Origin of the sequence: Erwinia aeris (assembly GCF_041224955.1) — a bacterium.
In the GTDB taxonomy this organism is placed as follows: Bacteria; Pseudomonadota; Gammaproteobacteria; order Enterobacterales; family Enterobacteriaceae; genus Erwinia; species Erwinia aeris.
This window is the reverse complement of record NZ_JBGFFX010000020.1, coordinates 14217-34560: the sequence shown is the minus strand read 5'-3', so window position 1 is coordinate 34560 and position 20344 is coordinate 14217. Positions and strand designations below refer to the sequence as shown.

14 protein-coding genes and 1 pseudogene are annotated in these 20344 nt (G+C 52.6%); 9 read left to right on the top strand and 6 right to left on the bottom strand.

Going from position 1 to position 20344, the window contains the following annotated elements; genetic code table 11:
* Positions 1–57 precede the first annotated feature (57 nt).
* The 5 genes from AB6T85_RS22845 to AB6T85_RS22825 are packed head-to-tail and all read left to right on the top strand — an operon-like array spanning position 58 to position 7300.
* Positions 58–750, top strand: coding sequence for a hydrolase (locus tag AB6T85_RS22845; RefSeq protein ID WP_253461387.1), 693 nt, complete (start codon positions 58–60; stop codon positions 748–750).
* 54 nt (positions 751–804) lie between these two features.
* Positions 805–1056, top strand: coding sequence for a DUF1427 family protein (locus AB6T85_RS22840; protein ID WP_253461385.1), 252 nt, complete (start codon positions 805–807; stop codon positions 1054–1056).
* A gap of 1 nt (position 1057) precedes the next feature.
* The gene (locus tag AB6T85_RS22835) at positions 1058–1303 is read left to right on the top strand and encodes a DUF1427 family protein (protein ID WP_253461383.1); all 246 of its coding nucleotides are present in this window, start codon (positions 1058–1060) and stop codon (positions 1301–1303) included.
* A 52-nt stretch (positions 1304–1355) separates the two neighbouring features.
* Complete coding sequence (locus AB6T85_RS22830) at positions 1356–1742, top strand: response regulator (RefSeq protein ID WP_253461381.1); 387 nt, start codon at positions 1356–1358, stop codon at positions 1740–1742.
* Entirely contained in the window at positions 1739–7300 is a 5562-nt protein-coding gene (locus AB6T85_RS22825) for an ATP-binding sensor histidine kinase (protein ID WP_440135770.1), read from the top strand. Before AB6T85_RS22830 ends, AB6T85_RS22825 begins: the two co-directional genes overlap by 4 nt.
* Before the next feature lie 52 nt (positions 7301–7352).
* On the opposite strand, the gene AB6T85_RS22820 is transcribed toward AB6T85_RS22825, so the two are convergent.
* Positions 7353–7967, bottom strand: a complete 615-nt coding sequence (locus tag AB6T85_RS22820) for a response regulator transcription factor (RefSeq protein ID WP_253461377.1) — start codon at positions 7965–7967, stop codon at positions 7353–7355.
* Between the two features lie 742 nt (positions 7968–8709).
* Between AB6T85_RS22820 and AB6T85_RS22815 the strand changes: the two genes are divergently transcribed.
* From AB6T85_RS22815 to AB6T85_RS22800, 4 genes and pseudogenes are all read left to right on the top strand, one after another.
* Positions 8710–9036, top strand: coding sequence for a hypothetical protein (locus AB6T85_RS22815; RefSeq protein ID WP_369896908.1), 327 nt, complete (start codon positions 8710–8712; stop codon positions 9034–9036).
* A 403-nt stretch (positions 9037–9439) separates the two neighbouring features.
* Positions 9440–10546, top strand: a complete 1107-nt coding sequence (locus AB6T85_RS22810) for an efflux RND transporter periplasmic adaptor subunit (RefSeq protein WP_369896906.1) — start codon at positions 9440–9442, stop codon at positions 10544–10546.
* Positions 10543–13638 (top strand): efflux RND transporter permease subunit, encoded by a 3096-nt coding sequence (locus AB6T85_RS22805; RefSeq protein ID WP_369896904.1) that lies wholly within the window; start codon positions 10543–10545, stop codon positions 13636–13638. Before AB6T85_RS22810 ends, AB6T85_RS22805 begins: the two co-directional genes overlap by 4 nt.
* A 75-nt stretch (positions 13639–13713) precedes the next feature.
* Positions 13714–13838, top strand: a pseudogene (locus tag AB6T85_RS22800) (hypothetical protein); the annotation flags it as partial.
* 938 nt (positions 13839–14776) lie between these two features.
* Here the strand turns inward: AB6T85_RS22800 and AB6T85_RS22795 are convergent.
* The 5 genes from AB6T85_RS22795 to AB6T85_RS22775 all read right to left on the bottom strand — a co-directional run bounded on the left by AB6T85_RS22795 (position 14777) and on the right by AB6T85_RS22775 (position 19649).
* Positions 14777–15019 carry a hypothetical protein gene (locus AB6T85_RS22795; protein WP_369896902.1) on the bottom strand — a complete coding sequence of 81 codons (243 nt, stop codon included), beginning with the start codon at positions 15017–15019 and terminating at the stop codon, positions 14777–14779.
* Positions 15003–15326 (bottom strand): hypothetical protein, encoded by a 324-nt coding sequence (locus AB6T85_RS22790; RefSeq protein ID WP_369896901.1) that lies wholly within the window; start codon positions 15324–15326, stop codon positions 15003–15005. The genes AB6T85_RS22795 and AB6T85_RS22790 overlap by 17 nt, the downstream gene beginning before the upstream one ends.
* 783 nt (positions 15327–16109) lie before the next feature.
* Positions 16110–17075 (bottom strand): ParB family protein, encoded by a 966-nt coding sequence (locus tag AB6T85_RS22785; RefSeq protein ID WP_253461366.1) that lies wholly within the window; start codon positions 17073–17075, stop codon positions 16110–16112.
* Complete coding sequence (locus AB6T85_RS22780) at positions 17072–18277, bottom strand: AAA family ATPase (protein ID WP_253461364.1); 1206 nt, start codon at positions 18275–18277, stop codon at positions 17072–17074. Before AB6T85_RS22780 ends, AB6T85_RS22785 begins: the two co-directional genes overlap by 4 nt.
* A gap of 775 nt (positions 18278–19052) precedes the next feature.
* Positions 19053–19649, bottom strand: a complete 597-nt coding sequence (locus tag AB6T85_RS22775; protein WP_301253033.1) for a DUF1349 domain-containing protein — start codon at positions 19647–19649, stop codon at positions 19053–19055.
* Positions 19650–20344: the final 695 nt, after the last annotated feature.

Here is a 20344-nt window from a genome sequence, read left to right as displayed (position 1 = left end):
GGGCCGTTGATTAACCGCCGTATTTCCTTCGGAACACTCACCTCAATGGGCCAAAACATGACTAACCGTAAACTTGAAGTACTGACGCCGCAGAACTGCCAGATTATCTTTATCGACCAGCAGCCCCAGATGGCCTTTGGCGTCCAGTCGATCGATCGTCAGGTGCTGAAAAACAACGTCGTTGCGCTGGCTAAAGCGGCCAAAGTTTTCAACATTCCGACCGTACTGACCACCGTTGAGACCGAAAGCTTCTCCGGCCATACCTTCCCGGAACTGCTGGACGCGCTGCCGGGCCAGGACATTCTTGAGCGCACCTCAATGAACTCATGGGATGACCAGAAAGTTCGTGATGCGCTGGCGGCCAACGGCAAGCAGAAGATTGTGGTTTCCGGCCTGTGGACCGAAGTCTGTAACAACACTTTTGCGCTGTGCGCCATGCTGGAAGGCGATTACGAAATTTATATGGTGGCTGATGCCTCCGGCGGCACCACTAAAGAAGCGCACGACTATGCGATGCAGCGCATGATCCAGGCTGGCGTGATCCCGGTGACCTGGCAGCAGGTGATGCTGGAGTGGCAGCGTGACTGGGCGCACAAAGACACTTACAACGCCGTTATGGACATTGCCAAAGAGCATTCAGGCGCTTACGGCATCGGCGTCGACTACGCCTACACCATGGTGCACAAAGCGCCTTCTCGTCAGAAGAGCGAGCACCGTACCCTGGCGCCAGTACACGCACCGGTACGTTAATCGATCCGGCTGGCCCCTTACCGGGCTGGCCGGCTATCCTGGAAAGGAGGATCTGTGAGTCCTTTAATCATTTCTCTGGGCGCGGGCGCGCTGATCGGGCTGGTTTATTCGCTGCTCAAAGTCCGCTCTCCTGCTCCGCCTGCCGTGGCGCTTGTCGGGTTGTTGGGCATGGTCATCGGCAGCACGCTGGGCGGAAAGCTGCTGAACAATGTACCAATAGCCCGGGCACCCTCTGGCTTACACATCCAGGCCGTCACCGAGAAAAGCCCGGTATCGCCATCCCTTATCGCAAAACAGGCAGGCTGATATGTTAAAGACCTATTCTGTTTCGCTGGCGGTCGGCGTTCTGGCAGGCGTTATTTACGCCGTTCTGGACGTGAGCTCTCCGGCGCCGCCGTTCGTTGCGCTGGCAGGCCTGGCAGGCATGCAGATCGGCGAACATATTATCCCGTTGATAAAACGTCTGCTTAGCCGTCAGCCCGTTAACCTGCGCTGGTTTCGCCATGAGTATCACCATAAAATTGGCGACAACCCACCGTCTTCGGGCGACTAAACCTTCCAGGGAAGCGCCTCACCAAGGCCTTAGCTTTATAAAGGAACATAGCATGCAGCTGCCGCAGCGCATCGTCGTCGTCGATGATGAACGTTCTGTCCGCAATGGCCTGACCAACCTGCTTCAGTCTGAAGGTTATCTTACCGATGCCTTCGAGTCGGCAGAATCTCTTCTTGGCGATGAAGCAGCGATGGCGACTGCCGCGCTTTTTATTATCGATGTGCAACTGCAGGGCATGGATGGTTTTGAGCTTTTTATCAATCTTACCCGGCGGCTGGAAAAGCCGCCGGGTATTATCATTTCCGGCAGCGGCGATGAAAACATGCTGCGGTATGCGGTTCATCTGGGCGCCATCGCGTTTTTGCCAAAGCCCATCGAAATTGATACGTTGTTTGAACACATCCGTCAGGAGTTCTCCTCAAAGGCTGCCCCTCAATGAGTATGGATCCGCAGGAGTTGAATGCCGCAGAAAGCGATGAAGTGATGCTGTCAGAGGATATTGCTTTTAGCCAGCTGGCGCAGGAGGGCAATATCGACTGGCTTTTGTGCCGACACGCCACCACCGGCGAAACCTTTGTGCTGGCCACGGCAGCCAGTGAAGAGGCGGTTTTCCACGTCACACAGCTGCTTAAAAACGAGTATGCCCTTCGCGCCAGCCTGGCGGAAAGCTGGGCTTTGAAGCCCCAGCGGCATACCCTTTTTAAGGGCCGCTATGCGTTGATCTACAGGACGTTTAATTATCGTACCCTGGCGGATATGCTGTGTATGCCGCCCGGCGGCATTCCCGACTTTCTTGGCAGCGCCGCAATGCTCTGCCATACGCTGGGCAGCATGCATCAGCAGGGGCTGGTGCACGGCGACATCAAGCCGGCAAACTTTTTTTATAACGATAACGGAACCGTTTATCTTGGCGGGTTTGGGCTGTCATTCATCGACAACGATCTACTTCAGCATCCTCGTCTGCCGGTGGCAGGTGGAACGCTGGCGTACATGTCCCCGGAACACACTTCCCGCTCTGCCCATCCCGTCAGTCGGGTAAGCGACCTGTACAGTCTGGGGATCGTGCTTTATGAGTTGCTGACCGGCAGGCTGCCCTACGGCAGCGCTGAAGGCAGGCACGCCGAATGGGTGCATCACCATATTGCCTCGGAAGCGTTACCGCCCCACCTTATTCGTCCTGACGTCCCGCTTATTCTGTCATCAATTATTCTCAGGCTGCTGGCCAAATCGCCGGAATACCGTTATCAGACGGCTGAGGGCGTCCTCGCCGATCTCGGCCGGTGTGCGGCCACGCTGATGCCGGGCGGCATGATTGCATCTTTTACGCTCGGGCTACAAGATTCACAGCCGGCGGACTATTCACCCGATAGCCTGTGTACAGATCATCCGCAGGCAACCGATATTCTGGCGGCTTTTGATGAGGTCAGCAGCAGCGGCAAGCACAGTCTGGTGGCGATAAGCGGGGTGCCCGGCGCAGGGAAATCGTCGCTAATCGGATCTGCGCTGAAATTACTACGCCATAAGAAAGCGCTGCTTACCGTCGTGAAGGCAGACCAGCATTCGCCTGTCCTGCCTTATGCCGTTTTTACTGCCGCATTCAGGACGCTGACTCTCCATGTGCTGGGCCTTCCCACCCAGGAAATGACGCGCTGGAAAACCCACATTACGCGCCTGCTGGGAGAATATGCCGGCCTGGCTGTTAACCTGGTTCCCGAGCTGGGCATCCTTCTCAACCAGAAAGCCGCCGTTCAGATGCACTCGCATCCCCTTGATGCAAAAGATCGCTTCAATCTTGTAGCCTGCAGCCTGGTCAAGGCGTTTACGGCTTCCGGGCGGCCGCTGGTCATGCTTATCGACGATGTGCACTGGGCCGATCGGGCTACGCTGCTCCTGTTACAGAATCTGCTGAGCTTAAGCGAAGATATTCCCCTGCTGCTGGTGATTACCTATCGTGACAGCGTCTCGCTGCCCTGTCCTACCATCGCCGGCAACCTGAATCGTATACGGGCCTGTGCGGTCCGCATTACCGATATCACGCCGGAACCGCTTTCCGAAAAAAACATCGCCGACTGGCTTGCGGGACTTTTTCATACCCGCAGCTCGGCAACAAGCGAACTGGCCCGGGTGATCCACGAAAAAACGGCCGGTAATCCGCTCGCTACACGAGAATTTTTTCGTCAGGCCGTTCGGGACGGGCTGATTACCCATCATGCGCCATTAAAATGGAGCTGCGATCCGCAGGCCCTCAGAAACTGCCACTATACGGCGAACGTTGCAGCCAGCGTATTGCGGCATCTGACCTCGTTGCCGCTGCCGACCCGGCATCTTCTGGGCAGGCTGGCGTCGCTGGGCAGCGCTGGCGGGCTGGACGTGTTGAGCAGGATTATCACTGTTCCCGTTTCGGAAATAGAACGAACGCTTCTGCCGGCCGTCACGGCCCGGCTGATAACGCTGAATGAGGCGGGATATGCCTTTATGCATGACACCATGCACGAGGCGGCGCTTAATCTTCTGAACGATGAAGATAAAGACAGCTTCCATTGCGCTGCTGCGCTTTATTACATTCACGAATCCAGCCTTGATGTTACCAACGCTTTGCTTTTCCGGGCGGCGCATCATCTGCTTGCTGTCAAAACGCTTTCTCTTCTTACGCCAGATGCAGCGCGGTTCTGTCAGCTGCTGCTTAAAGCCGGCAGGCGCGCCAAAACCATGGGCGACTATATTTCAGCGCTGCGCTACCTGCAAACCGCTCGTTTGCTTAACCAGGGCGCGGGTAAGGCAGAAAGCGGCGAATTTTTGCTTGAAGAAGCGGAGTGTGAGTTCCTGAACGGTAATCTGCCAGCCGCGCTGAAATTAAGCGCGGCGATCCACGCTTCGCCTGGTGAAGCCGCGGACAAAGCGGAGGCCGCCTGCCTGATTGCCGAAATTCATATGCGCCAGTCGGACAGCAAGCTTGCGCTGGAAACGGCGCTCGCCTGGCTTGCGGTGTTTGGCATCCAGCTGAACCGCAACCCGGCTCAGGAAGAGTGTGATGAAGCAAGGATCATCCTGAAGGAGGACGTAGGGAAAAATCCCTATACCCGTTTCCGTTCTCTGCCGCTGGTTACCTGCAAAAACACGGAAGCCGTGATGGATCTGCTGGCCAGCGCCAGCACCTTTGCCGCCTTCATTAATCCGCGGCTGCATTTTATAATCCTGTGCAGGCTGCTGCATTTGTCGATGGCGCACGGCCTGAGCGGAGCTTCGACGCTGGCCCTCTCCTGGTACGGAGTGGTGTGTGGCGATCGCTATGATGAATACAGTCGTGGCTTTGCCAGCACGCTTCTGGCGCGGGAGCTGGTCTATAAGCATGACTTCGTCAGTTTTAAAGCCCGTACGCTGCTGCCGCTGGATCAGGTCAGCGTCTGGACGATGCCGCTGACCTATGCCATTGAACGGGCAAAAGCCGCTTTCGACGTTGGGGTGGAAACGGGCGATCGCACATCTGCCTGCCTGGCGTTGCGCCATCTCATCATGAACTATCTTGCCCGCGGCGACCATCTTGACGGGGTGCATACGTCAATTACGCGCGGACTGCTGTTTGTCAGAAAGGCGCAGTATAAAGACGTTGAAGTGATCCTCGGGATGCAGCTGGACTACGTTCTTTTTCTGCGTAAGCCCAGGGACGGCCTCTTCACCGGTAATCATTTCGTCACGCCGGTGCTGGCGGTGGTTAAACCTGAAAATGCCGTTGAACCCATGTATCTGATGCAGTTCTGGTTGCGTCTTTATAAAGCGATGGCGCATTTTTTTGCGAACGAATACGCCGACGCACAACGGTGGTTTAAAGAGGCCGAGCCGTTTACCGCGCTGATCCCGGGGCATGTGCATATGCTCGATTTTCATCTTTACAGCGCGCTTTCGGTCACGATACCGCTCAGCTCCGGCTCTGTGACCGACGCGTTACGGCTACAGTTAGGGAAGCACCTCGACAGGATCGTGACATGGTCAAATGAAAACGCGAAAACGTTTTCAGACAAGGAGGCGCTGCTGCGCGCGGAGCTGCTTCGCCTTGAAGGTGAAACGGCGCGGGCATCGGAGCAGTTTGAACGAGCTATCACGCTGTCCCATGAGGGGCAATTTCATCATATCAACGGCCTTGCCTGCGAACTGGCCGCGCGTATGGCGTATGCCCGGGAGATGGCGTTTGCCGGTGATGCCTATATTAAAGGCGCCATGGCGGCCTGGGAGCATTGGGGAGCAGGCGCCAAAGTTCGCCAGCTGGAAGCGCAGTATCCGGCCCTCGCCAGCCACACGTCCCGGACTGCGCTGAGCACCGTATCTTTTGAGCAGAGTGCGGTCACAAGCGATTTGCAGAGCATGGTGACCGTAATGCGGGCCCTCACAGAAGAAATCAATCTGGATCGGCTTATCCATATCCTGATGATGATGCTGGTGGAGCGTGCCGGGGCGCAGCATTGCATGCTGATCCGCCTGATTGACGGCAATGTGCCCGAGATTCAGGCAAGAGCCTCCACGACCACGGAAGGGGTTAAGGTTAAAATCGTGCGGGAGCTGCCCGTAGCAACCGACCTTCCGCTTTCGGTGCTTTCTGCCGTGATCCGTACCGGCCAGGAAATCCGTACCGGTAAGCCAGAAGTGTTCAGCCCGTTCAGCCAGGATAACTATCTGGTGGCGTCCGGCGCGGCGGTCATGTGCGTACCGATGTTCAGACAGGCGCAGATGGTAGGCGTGCTTTATCTGGAAAATCGGTTAATGCCCGACGTGTTCACCGCCGATCACTCAAGGATCGTTGCCATGCTCGGGGCACAGGCTGCGGTATCGCTGGAAACGGCCCGTCTGTACGCTGAACTGGTCGATGAAAACATTCAGCGCCGCAAAATTGAAAAGCAGCTTCGCGCCAGCCAGACCTCGCTGATGCTCGGGGAAAAAATCAGCCATACCGGCACCTGGCACTGGCATCTGGAGCCCGATATCCAGTACATCTCTGATGAATATAAACGCATCATGGGGCTGCCTGCGGAGCAGGTCGCGACCTCCATGGCCGAGTTCCAGCGGCGCGTACATCCGGATGATATTGCCTGCCTCAGAGAGCTGATCGAAACCAGCGTGCGTGAAGGCGTTACCATGCAGGCAGAGTTTCGGATTGTCCGCGATGATGGGGAGTGCCGTTACATTAAAGGGATCGGCGAGCCGAATGAAAACTGGCCGGAAGTAGCGGAGTATTTCGGCACGCTTACGGATATTACCGCACAGCGCCAGTCAGAGGATGCGGTCAGGATCGCTCAGGCGGAACTGGCGCGCGTCGCACGCGCAACCACCGTTGGGCAACTAACCTCTTCTATCGCACATGAAATCAACCAGCCGCTGATGTCTATCGTGGCCAACGCCGGTGCCAGCCAGCGGTGGCTTAAACGCGACCCCGCTAATCTGGAAAACGCCAGCAAAAGCCTTGATGAAATCATCCGTGAAGGCCGCAGGGCCGGTGATATTATTCACGGTCTTCAGGCGCTCACACGTAATCAGGTTGCAAAGTTTGCGCCAGCAAAAATGCATCGCCTTACGCGAGACATTATTGTTCTCTCCCGGCTCGAGCTTGAACGCCGTTTCGTCTCCCTGGAGCTGGATCTGACTGCCAGAAATGACGAGGTTTTTTGCGAGAGCGTACAAATTCAGCAGGTATTGCTTAACCTGGTTATCAACGCTATTGAAGCGATGGCCAATAATGCCGGCGCGCGTACTTTACGGATCGCCTCTTCCCATCCCGCCAGCGATCTTATCCGTATTGAGGTTGCCGATAACGGAATCGGCCTGTCTGAAGAAGTAACAGGAAAGATTTTCGATTCTTTTTACACCACGAAAGCGGAAGGAATGGGAATGGGGCTGACTATCAGCAAAGAGATAATTAAACGCCACGGAGGAGAACTACGGGCGGAAAACCGCCTGGATGGCGGGTGTCTGTTCTGGTTTACCCTGCCGGTTGAGGGGGTTGTGTAAGCCTCAATATTCTCCCGCCCCGTGCGGGAGCGTCTTAAGAGGGCCGGGATGACTACATCTCCTGCAGCAGCCCCAGCTTTTCCGCCGTTCTGACAAGTTCTGAGACCGACCGGACTTTCATTTTCTCCATTACCCTGCGCTTATGCACTTTTGCTGTTATTTCACTGATGCCCATTTCCGCGGCAATCTGTTTATTCAGCAGCCCCAGAAGAACAAACTGCATCAGCTCTTTTTCACGGGGAGTAAGCGAAGCGTATCGACCGGTAATTTCCAGCTTTTCCTGGGAGATAACCGCGCTTTTTTCAGACAGCGCAAGCGCGTCAGCAACCACCCGCAGTAAATCGTCCGGCATAACGGGCTTGGTCAGGAATTCAAACGCGCCGGCCTTCATTGCCCTGACCGTGAGCGGAATAGTGCCGTAGCCGGTCAGGAAAATGGTGGGGATAACATGGCCGCGAGCGGTAAGGTGTACGGAAACATCAAAACCGTCAAATCCGGGCATATTCAAATCCACTATCAGACAACAAGGCGTAGGATAATCTCTCTGCTCAAGGAAATCTGACGGGCGGGTAAAGGCCGAGATCAGATAGCCTTCCGACCTGAGAAGATTTTGCAGCGAGCTAATGACGGATTCATCGTCGTCGACAAGATAAATTGTTTTATCCATAGAGATCCATTTTGATTCTTACGAATTCTGTTTTTGCAGGCAATGCAACATAACATGAAATGATGAACCGTAGAATCAGCCTTACTTATAGTTCGTTTCGATTCAGGTTTTTCCTTATTGCCTGTCGCTACGCGGTGCATAAATGTAGCCGTAAAGTACATTGCTGTAGGGTTTACAGGCATTACTGCTTAATTCACTGCCACAGGCGGAAACGCTATTCGCTATAAGATGCGGTACGGCTGGTCGTCGCAATGGTGATGGGCAATCCTGAAAAAAGCCTGCCAGAGTAGCGTAATGAGATAATCCCGGTATGGCCTTGTTGGGCCTGACTACTGGTGCAACTGTCTCCAGCAGCGGAACGGGAACCATCACGGAAAGCGAACATGATGCTCATTTGCTATCTTTCCGAAATAGCAGAAATATTTAATGGCACAATACCAGAAAAAAACAGGCCAGCCGTAAGATACGCTGGCGTAATTTAACCCCGGCCTGACTGAACAGCAGGAACGGAAAATAACCATGAATTCTACAAATCGCTGATGGTATTTCCGTCCTGCTGGTACGTTCGAGGCCTGTTTAAAATCCAGTATCGTCATAATCACTTTTATTTTTAATGCCTTTTTCGTACCTGGTTTTGATATTAAAGGCGTAAAGAATTACCTCTGCCACCTCTTTTTGTTCATTGCATAAATTTTAACCGGAAGATAAAGCCCCGGATCCCGGGTAATAATTAAAAGGGCTCATGCGTTTTGCTGTCTTCTGCAATGCTGAAATCATGCTTCCAGAACCCATGGCTGCCGGCCAGGGCCTGAACCGTTTCATCTCTTTTAGCCGATGGCTGAGAAGCCCCGACGAGAAAATCCGTGAAGGGTTTTATATCTTCATTAAACGTCTTAATTGTGATCCCGCCAGTCCTGCATGTTCTGCAAAGAAGTTTATTCTCTGCCTGGCTTTCGGGATAAGTAGCGGTTTTCTGATTAAGGGGATCAGAGGCGTTATGCCAGGGTATCAGAGCCTGCATCTGCGCAAGAATTACCAGTCCCTCCGGTTTGAAATGCCAGAACAATAAAATTTTTTCGCCAGCTCACTCAGGCCGGCAGGATCCTTATAGTCTGCATATTCCACGTAATCCTTAATCCGTTGAGTAGCAGTCGGCCAGTAATATCTTCTGTCAGGCGCCCGCATTGCAAACACTGAGCACGTCTGCGGCCACTGAATGAGTACATCATGGCTAACGGGCGGCAGGCGGGAGATTTTTAACGAATAACGCTGCCGGACGAGGCTGCACATGCAATATATCCGGTTGTGCGGCCTTATATCTGTCCGGTTCAGCCCTAAAAGACGCCGGCTGCTGCTGCGCTCCCGCCATCACTGATACTGAGAAGCCTGCCCCCTGATTTTGTGACTATTGACATTTATGGTCACTGGTCTGAGAATGCCGTCACCGTCCTGTTAAATCAAAAAGGGAACCCATGCACAGGCTTAAACCTGCCACCTTAGCCGTATGCCTGTTGCCGCTTGCCCTTGTGGCCTGCGGCGAGCCTTCCGACGCCAGCGATCCACGTACTCAGCCCCCTTTGGTCAGAGCCGCAACCGTAGTGAGTGCTGTCGATACCTCCCGCGCATTTACCGGCGTTGTTGTCGCACGCGTTCAAAGCGACCTTGGTTTCAGAGTTCAGGGAAAGATCCTTGAACGCCTGGTTGATACCGGCCAGGCCGTTAAGCGTGGCCAGCCCTTGATGCGTCTGGATCCCGTTGACCTGCGTCTGCAGGCACAGGCTCAGCTTCAGACCGTCGCGGCTGTACAGGCTCGTGCCAGACAGGCGGCTGATGATGAGGCGCGTTATCGTGGCCTGGTCGCTACAGGCGCCGTATCGGCATCGGCCTACGACCAGATAAAAGCCGCAGCGGATACGGCAAAAGCTGAGCTCAGTGCGGCTCAGGCACAGGCCAGAGTGGCACAAAACGCAACGGGTTATGCCGTGCTGCTGGCCGACGCCGATGGCGTGGTCATGGATACGCTGGCCGAGCCGGGCCAGGTCGTCAGTGCAGGGCAGCCTGTGGTCAGGCTGGCCAGAGCAGGCCAGCGCGAAGCGGTTGTGCAGCTGCCCGAGACGTTACGCCCGGCTCCCGGAAGCGAGGCTAATGCAACGTTATACGCTGGAGGAAAACAGTCGTCTCCTGCGAAGCTGCGCCAGCTCTCCGATGCGGCCGATCCCGTGACGCGCACCTTTGAGGCTAGATATGTGCTGGAAGGGATGCTGGCAGGCGCACCGCTGGGTTCTACCGTTACGCTCCATATTGCAGAAGATAAAGCAGCCCGGCAGGTGATGCAGGTACCTTTAGCGGCAATCTATGATCCAGGAAAAGGGCCGGGTGTCTGGAGTATTTCAGGTAAGCCCGCCAAAGTGTCATGGCGGTCCGTTCAGGTGCTGGGTTTGGCTGACGATGCTGCAAAGATAACGGGTAGCCTCAGGCCAGGCGAGCAGGTGGTTGCTTTGGGTGCGCATTTGCTGCACGACGGTGAGGCCGTCCGCATGGAACAAAGCGATACCCGCGTCGCCGGGAGCCAGCTATGAGCGAGGGGAGATTCAATCTTTCAGCGCTTGCGGTTCGTGAGCGCTCAATCACACTGTTCCTTATCATCCTGATTACGGTTGCGGGCGTTCTCTCATTTTTTGAACTGGGGCGGGCTGAAGATCCCCCTTTTACCGTCAAGCAGATGACGATTATCTCTGCCTGGCCGGGCGCTACCGCGCAGGAAATGCAGGATCAGGTTGCCGAACCGCTTGAAAAGCGCATGCAGGAGCTCAGGTGGTATGACCGGAGTGAAACCTACACGCGTCCCGGACTGGCTTTTACCACGCTGTCACTGCAGGACAGTACGCCGCCTTCACAGGTGCAGGAAGAATTCTATCAGGCGCGTAAAAAGCTGGGTGATGAGACCAAAAACCTGCCGGCTGGTGTTATCGGGCCGATGGTTAATGATGAATTTTCCGATGTGACCTTTGCGCTCTTTGCGCTGAAAGCAAAAGGGGAACCACAGCGACTGCTGGTCCGCGATGCGGAATCGTTGCGCCAGCGCCTTCTGCATGTCCCAGGGGTCAAGAAAGTCAATATTATCGGGGAGCAGGCGGAACGTATCTTTGTCTCGTTCTCCCACGACCGGCTGGCCACGCTGGGTATTTCTCCTCAGGATATTTTCTCCGCCCTCAACAGCCAGAACGTACTGACACCCGCCGGTTCAATTGATACCCAGGGACCGCAGGTCTTTATCCGCCTTGATGGCGCTTTCGATAAACTGGAAAAAATTCGGGAAACACCCATCGTTGCGCAGGGCAGAACCCTGAAACTTTCTGACGTCGCAACCGTTGAGCGTGGCTATGAAGATCCGGCGACTTTCCTGATCCGTAATCAGGGTGAACCGGCATTGCTGCTGGGCATCATCATGCGGGACGGCTGGAACGGCCTGGATTTGGGGAGCGCGCTGGATGCTGAAACGGCCAAAATCAATGAGGGTATGCCGCTCGGCATGACCTTGACCAAGGTCACCGATCAGTCAGTCAACATCAGCTCCGCTGTTGATGAGTTCATGATCAAATTTTATGTCGCGCTGCTGGTGGTCATGGTGGTGTGCTTCGTCAGTATGGGATGGCGCGTGGGCATTGTGGTCGCGGCCGCCGTGCCGTTAACGCTGGCTATTGTCTTCATGGTGATGGAGGCTTCCGGCAAAAACTTTGACCGTATCACCCTGGGGTCGCTGATCCTTGCGCTCGGGTTGCTGGTTGATGATGCCATCATCGCCATTGAAATGATGGTGGTGAAAATGGAAGAGGGCTATGACCGGATCAAAGCCTCGGCCTATGCCTGGAGCCACACAGCCGCCCCGATGCTCGCCGGCACGCTGGTTACCGCCGTTGGTTTTATGCCTAACGGTTTTGCACAGTCCACAGCAGGTGAATACACCAGCAATATGTTCTGGATTGTAGGTATCGCCCTTATTGCTTCCTGGGTTGTGGCGGTGGTGTTTACGCCTTATCTGGGCGTGAAGATGCTGCCGCAAATCAAAACGGTAGAGGGAGGGCATACGGCCCTCTACAACACCCGTCATTACAACCGCTTTCGACGGGTGCTGACCCGCGTTATCGCGCAAAAATGGCTGGTGGCCGGCACCGTTATTGCCCTCTTTGCCGTTGCTGTTCTCGGGATGGGGCTGGTGAAAAAACAGTTTTTCCCCACTTCCGATCGCCCGGAGGTGCTGATTGAGGTTCAGATGCCTTATGGCACCTCTGTTGAGGAGACCAGCGCCACCACGGCGAAAATTGAAGCCTGGCTGAGAAAGCAGAAAGAGACAAAAATCGTCACCTCCTACATCGGGCAGGGGCCGCCGCGGTTTTATCTGGCCATGGCGCCCGAGCTTCCCGATCCGTCGTTTGCGAAAATTGTCGTGCTGACGGACAGCCAGGATGCACGTGAGGCGCTTAAGTTCCGCCTGCGCGAAGCGGCAGCCGGCGGTCTGGCGCCTGAGGCGCGCGTACGCGTGACGCAACTGGTGTTCGGTCCGTATTCACCTTATCCGGTGGCCTACCGGGTTATGGGGCCGGATCCCGCCACCCTGCGTGAAATTGCAGATAAGGTAGAGAAGGTGATGCAGGCCAGCCCGATGATGAGAACCGTCAACACCGACTGGGGGCCACGGGTACCGACGCTGCATTTCACGCTTAATCAGGACCGCCTTCAGGCGGTAGGGCTGACAACAAACGCGGTTGCGCAGCAGCTTCAGTTTCTGCTTTCAGGGGTTCCGATCACCTCTGTGCGGGAGGATATCCGTTCGGTGCAGGTGATGGGACGGGCTGCAGGTGATATCCGGCTCGATCCGGCAAAAATAGCGGGCTTTACCTTAGTGGGGGCTTCCGGCCAGCGCATTCCGCTCTCTCAGGCAGGCGAGGTTGAGGTACGAATGGAAGATCCTGTTCTGCGCCGTCGCGATCGTACTCCGACCATTACCGTAAGGGGAGATATCGCCGACAACCTGCAGCCGCCGGATGTTTCTACGGCAATGATGAAAGCGTTGCGGCCGGTCATCGATAAGCTTCCGGCCGGATACCGCATTGAGCAGGCGGGATCGATTGAAGAATCCGGTAAAGCGACGAAAGCGATGGCGCCGCTGTTCCCGATTATGATCGCCATGACGCTGCTAATCATCATTTTGCAGGTGCGGTCGATGTCAGCGATGGTGATGGTCTTTCTTACCGCGCCGCTGGGACTGGTTGGCGTAGTGCCCACGCTGCTGCTCTTTAACCAGCCGTTTGGCATTAATGCACTGGTTGGACTGATTGCGCTGTCAGGCATCCTGATGCGTAACACTCTGATCCTGACAGGACAGATCCACCATAATGAGCAGGAAGGGCTGGTACCTTTTGATGCGGTGGTGGAGGCAACGGTACAGCGCGCCCGCCCGGTGTTACTGACGGCAATGGCTGCCATTCTGGCATTTATTCTGCTGACGCATTCCGTGTTCTGGGGAACGCTGGCCTATACGCTGATTGGCGGTACGTTGGGCGGCACCATCATCACGCTGGTGTTCCTGCCCGCTATGTACGCAATCTGGTTCAACATTCGTCCTGATAAACCGACGTCTGCTGACGAAGAAGCCTTGAAGCGACCATAGCGCTTAATCAGGCGTGATCTCTGAAGAAGGGATCACGCCCTTTACTATATCGAATTGAGTGAGGAGGTTTAACCTGTGGCGCCTGAAAGTCAAAAGCGCATTGTCGTGACCGGCAGCGGCGTTGTCAGTCCTCCCGGATGCGGTACTTATAAGGTCTGGTATAGGCTTCTGAGGAGCGCTCGGGTATAACAAGCCTTTCGATACCAATCCATTGATGTCGCCTGAAAGCGTCAGGAGATTTTAAATGCCGTTTTGTCGGTGAGTAGTACCGTAGCCCGGCAAAGGCGGCTACGGTTTGACATATTTCACCAACCCTCCTCGCTGCAAAGTCAGAGCTGCCAATACTGGTGAAGAACCCCTTGTGCGCCATCGGGGTGATCATGGCAAGGCCTCTATCTCCGCGTTAGTGCTGTGAGGCACTTACGGGCGTGTACACGAAATCTGAAGCGACACATCTTAAAGCAGTACTGATTTTAGTTACAGCATCCTATTTAAAGCCAAGTCTGTCCCAAGCCTATGGCCCGGAGCGGGGCAACTTTTCAGTGAGGAGAAGCGGGTCCGGGTATCGGGATGTACATGGAGGTTACCAAAAGACTTCATGAATGCTGTAACTAATTATGTGATGGACAATGCCATCCGTATACAGTTAACTACCTTAATTTTCATAGCTACCGCGAAAGTTTTTTAATAAAGCGAGGTTTTATACCGGTAACTAAGTGGAGGGAGCGACCTTTTTAGTGCTGTCTCTGGCACACGAAAGCTACACCCTTTTTGAAGGGCATGCTGTGTTAAGGATTAATATTCGAAATTAATAGCTACCGGCCCTACTTTTGACGCTAATCTCATGTGTCGAAGTTAAGTGCTTTTCAGATGCCCCTTCGCCATTTTTCGGTTTCAACATGACCAACTCATGCGATAAAAGGCATAAGAAAAGGGGTTAGTTTAGTGAAACCTGACAAAGCTGAATTTATGTCACGGTGCCAGCGCAAAACCGTGCCCGACTGCAGTAAGTTAATAAAGGGCAATGTTAAGGCTTGAGGGCAGTATAGGGTTCCGGATCGGTATTCAGGCGCCTCGGCTGTTCGGTTTTCAGCACCGATTCCAGCGCGATGACCTGCTGAACCATTATTTTCGATGATCAGGCGACCCAGGTATGGTAATGGCCGTTCTTTCTGCCCGCTTTGGCTGCCGCAAGGGAACCCACCTGCCCTGCCGTTTCATCCAGCAGTTCATCCAGACGTTCCCCGTTCTGGCGGCTGCGTTTTTCCGGCTCGCCTGCCTGATGACTTTGTCCTGCTCCTACCTCGCCAGGTCCGTACTGATAGCCCAGTTGCGGAACTGGCCAGGTCAGGCACGGCTCTCTTCTACAGAGATGCCGCATAACGCAAAAATTTTTCAGACAACCAAAGACGCAATGGCTTGTTCGGGCCGCTATCATTATCCTTCTCGTGCAGCACGATAACGTAGCGCAGCTGTTCATGTACTGATGAGGCTTCAGGCGGGCTGTTACAGGCTTTACGTCCGTTTTCATAAACCTGAAGCATGCCCCTTGCCACATCGATATGCTTCAATGGCGCCATGATTTCAGACGGATAATCGCTGTCGGGATTGTAATCGCAGTTTGCAACCAGTGTGAGGGACAGGACATCCAGCACCTGGCGGTTTTCAGAACGCGCATGTATGCGCATCGGTTTTGGTTTGAAATCCGGATCGTTGTGACGCGTATAGAGTACATATCCCGTCTGACAGAGCTTAATTAGATCCCGGTTTCTGTGCCAGTCGTGGCTTTGGAAACTTACAACTATCCTGGCTGCCAGATAAATACGTATCCTCTTATGCCCATAGTGTGTAGCTCAGATGCTTGCTCGTTCCACATTGAAGGCACATATATCTGCACCCTTAAGTCACATAATGCCCGCTTCTCCAGCGCAGATATATTTGTGACAAGCGCCAATGCATGAAAAAGTGTGATGTGCATAAAGACATCCTGCCGGATTAAAGTTGTCTGTGTTCCGACCTATGCGATGCCGACAAATCTGCCCGCAGCAAGCAGAGGGCGCAGCGTCGAAACCGCACCTAGTGCACTACAGGCAAGGATTAATACGAAATCTACAAACCAAAACAGAAGATCATAGTGGGACTTTCAATATGAAAGAAATCAAAAAATAATTTATTTATCATAAAGTTAAGTACATAAATTCTGCGGGACAATTTTATGAGTGGCTGCATAATGAGCGATGCATTCTGGCGCGGCATAAATGATACTATTTAAGACAGTTATGCTTTCCAAATACACGCCGCTCAACCTCTTCGCTGATGAAGTTATCTGTAGGCTCAGAAAAAAACCTCGGGACTTTCAGTATGAAAGGATCCGAGAAAAAAATTAAAATTCAGTCAGTTACATACGAATTTTTGGCGGGACAATTTGACTGGCAGACGATGCCGGGATCGCCCGGCACTCGATAAACTTTCTATTCACCGCCAGGCATTTTTTCCATTATTTGCTTTATTGCCTCATCAATCTCCGCCTGTAAAGCAGGTGAAATTCGGGAGAACTCGTAGACTACCAGACGTTTTTTCAGGTCAGTTTTCTTTCTGGCATATTGACGACGATCGGCAAATTCGCGCAGTTTTACTGTTTCAACCTGCTTACCCACTGCCTGTTTTAAACTCTTACTTTCAGCACGAATTATCGCAATAATTTTCGCTTTATCCGTACTTGCCCCCTCAGTCTCTGCAATCTGCTGCCTGACCTTTTTCATCAGTTCAGCAACAGGCATTCCTTTATTTTTAGCATCTTCAGCCACCTTGAGAAGCAACTGGTAGTCAGCCAGGGAGATATCATTGATCACGGGAAATACGGCGACCATCTCATCAGGAACCGCAGCAGCCTGGAACGCGCGCGTAACTTTAGCTGGAGAGATATTTTCCGCTCGTGCTATTTCGTCCTTGGACATACCTTTGTCGTACATCATCTCAAAACGTTTGCCCAGCTCGCGTAAACTGTGTTCCCGTGCTGTCTGGATATCAATAGCCAGTTGGCGCGCGTCTGCAATGCTGAGCTCGTCTTTGGTGACCAGTACGTCAAATTTTGTCTGGCTAAAAATACATGCGGCACGCCGGCGTGTACCGTCCAATATTTCGATACGCCCACCGACTTCGCGACCGATAGCCGGAAAAAATTGTTGCAGCTTAATGGTACGCGAGATATCACTAACTGATTCAGGCGTAAGCATGGTTTGATCACGCCCGTTAACAGCTGAGTCAACAAATGTTTTAGCCTCGATATCTCCGCTAAACACAACGGTACTGACAAATTTTGCGGTTTTACCTGATTTAAGCGTAAAGGTCCTGAAATTACCTTCCCCTTCGAGCATTTTGGCAAACTCAGAACTGCTGTTTCCCAGTACACGCCCGCGTGCTAATACCTTTTTCATTCTGCGGCTCCCCTGATGAACTCAATTCGGTCAAAAACCGCCTTTGTGAAACGTTCGGCTTCTGTACGGGCCTTTTTTAGTGCTTCTGCGCTACCGGGATAAGACACCGGATTTGCACTTATTATCGTATCGAATGATTCACCGCAGCGCTCAAATCCATCCAGGCGCGGCAAGGATGAATCCAGAATGCTGCTTGCATAAACTTCCCGCGCCAGACTGTGTGACGTTTCATGATCGCGCTTATTGGTCATCTTGGACATAAACCCGATATTTGCGCTTAAACGCGGTTCGACGCCTTCTTCTTCCAGGCGCTCCAGCATTTCAGGTAAGCGGGTCAGATATTTAAGCGTCGAATGGAAATCGACCTGTGCCGGTGGAGTGGGCGTCAACAGTAAATCACTGGCCGCCAGGCCATTAAGCAAAAACGGATCGAGGTGAGGGCCGGTATCGATAAAAATAAAATCGTAGTCGTCAGCAACACGGTCAATGATTTTTTTCCTGAGGACTTCAGAAGGCTTTGAGCCGGGCAGATGTTCTGCAACCAGTGACTCCCACTGGCTGGCCACAAAACCATCATCAATGGATGCCGGTATCACATCCACGCCAGGGATGATCGTCGGGCGGATGACGGTTTCGCGTAATGTTTCCGCATCAAGATCGTTCAACATAGCCTGCGCAGCAGTCTCAAGAACCGACCCGATACTGTGGGTATGATCCAGGAACATGGTGCTTGATGCCTGAGGGTCGAGATCTATTACCAGAATCCGCAAATCATGACGCAACAAATCCTGATGTACACGTAGTGCATGTGCCAACGTTACGGTGCTGACGGTCTTCGATACCCCACCTTTCAGGTTTACCACAAAAATCACATAAGGTTCCTGATGTATATCCCGGTATTTAGGAATTTTGCGATGCGCATAGATATCTATAACGTTTTGAATTGTTAATGCATATTGTTCAACGTTACCGACCTGCTTTTTGTTGAAATCATAACCCTGTTCTTCCATTTCTTTCATGGATTGTTCGACGATACGGCGGCTCAGTTTAGGTAGCTTTGCCACTGCATTGCGAGTATAAGTCTGATGGTACTCTGTCAGGTTAAACTCTTTCCGCTGCTCCTCAATATCCCGGCTCATCGCCTGCAGTAAAGAACTTGCTCTCAAAGCTATCGTACCAACACCACCGTAATCGCGTTTCATCATTATTCCTCGGTTATAATCCCTTGCCTGAACGGGCATCTCAGCAAAAACAATTGTACATACACCCGGCCAACGTACAACAAAAAATAGCCAGGCAAAAAAAAATTGTACGTAATCATTTTAATTGACGCTCAACCTGAAATCAGGTGGCCTGGAAGCGCTATAGAAAGATTTGCTATCCGGCGTAAACCGGCATCATTGAATCCAGGGTAGGGCAAACAATGGTGCGAATGTGTGATGAGGATGAAAAAGGCATTTCGCCTTTCCATGCGTTACGTTGTTAGCGATAGTGGGCACGCTTTCCGGTGCAAGCTCAATGTTGTCCATCACAACAGTGAGTGGTTGAGCATGCGCCTCGTTATGATGTCGTTTCCATCAGGGTTAACCTGTCCTGCAAACTGCTGAACGACGACCTCTGGGAGCTCGATATCATTAAGAGAGATCCGATGAACGTGCGTAGAAAGTTCTGTTAGTTACCGCAATTCAGGAAACCGCTGGGGTTTGGACTGGTGAAATAGCTTCCGGATGCGCCGGAGAGTAAGTCTTGCCGTCTGCATCCGGAGGATCGGCAGAATGAACTCAAATCATTTGTGGGATACCTTTCCTGCAGAAGCACAAACGGACCAGGGTAGAAAGAATGGCAAACATTAAGCCAAGAAATACTTGATACCCTGCATTAAATGCAAATGCTTGCAGCCTTAGCGTAAGTTTTTTCTGTTCGCCTCTTATAGCCTGAACAAAGTTATGGCTTTTTTGCCGGGATCCTGATACGAATTCATGTCAAATCGTGAAGCGATTTACTCAAAGGAGACCCGAGCCTGAACTCGTCAAATGTTATTTCAAGTCCTTCTCTCTCCGGGGTGCAGCCCATCACGCCGATAAAACGATTTTTTATATCTGGCCAGTGACATAGCCTCAGCAGCGGCCATTTTTTACCATCTGTCGAATACTGGATCCTTAAGGCCTCGTTTTCCAGCGTAGTGCGCATCCAGAAAGTTTGCGGATCGCCGGGAAAAAGACCGGTTGACCAGTCAGAGGTTTTACGCGTAACCACGCACCCTATAGATGACAGATCGTCATTAAATTCAATCCCAGCTTTAACCCAATGATGTTCGTCATCCTGCAAAAAAATACCTGCCTGGTCATACAGATGGCAGAAATTCGCCATGATTTTTACCTGAAGGGTAAAGTCGTTCTCCACGTAAAATCCATACGCATGTCCGGTATGCCGCTGAAAACCGTAATAGGTTTGACGCCAGAAATCCGTGTTGAGCGCGGTAGTTAACTGTAGTTTTCCATTTTCCAGTGAGTAGTTATCGGGCTTGTTGATCCAGTTGCCTTTGCCTGCTTCCAGTGAATCCACAACAATCATAAGCCTTCCCCATGTTGAGCGTATATCAGACCCTGTTTTTTGAATTCTCGTTTATTCAGCAAACCGCAATATAAGCTTTTAGTCACAAGCGGTTAGCCAGAGGCGGTCAGTCAGGGCATAACGCATTAAAAGCGAGAGTCTGGTTTCCCGGGCGCAAGGTTAAAATCCTGGCATGGGAAGTATTGTCAGCGTAGCTGATTATTGTGGCATGGGTTCTCTCAATGCATATATTGCTTTTTTAGCGGTGCCTTAATGTGCAACTAAAGCCAATGTTAATTAGTACATTTTATCCGCTGTGATCCCCTTGCATATGTGAAAAGTCGCTGCCAGTTGAAAGCACTTATCTATTTTTTTCAAATCAGTCAGACCATGTTGCGGTCTTAGTTTTGATATCGAACATCAAAAGGTGGTAAGAGGCGTAGTGTACCAATAGTGATAGCCAGTTTTTCCTTATTATTCACAGGCCAGATCCAATCAATCGATCCTGAATAGATCCTTCTAAGATCCCTAAGAGATCCCCGGAGTCGCTCAGCCCTTATCTGGCCTGTCCTGGAAGGGGGTTACTATCCACTGTGGTGAGCAAAATAACCACTGTAATAAGCTAAATAACCGCTATAACGAGTAAAACATCCACGCTGGACAGTAGTTAAAAACCACTGTAATGAGTATCATGCCAATTTGCCTGTAGATAACTG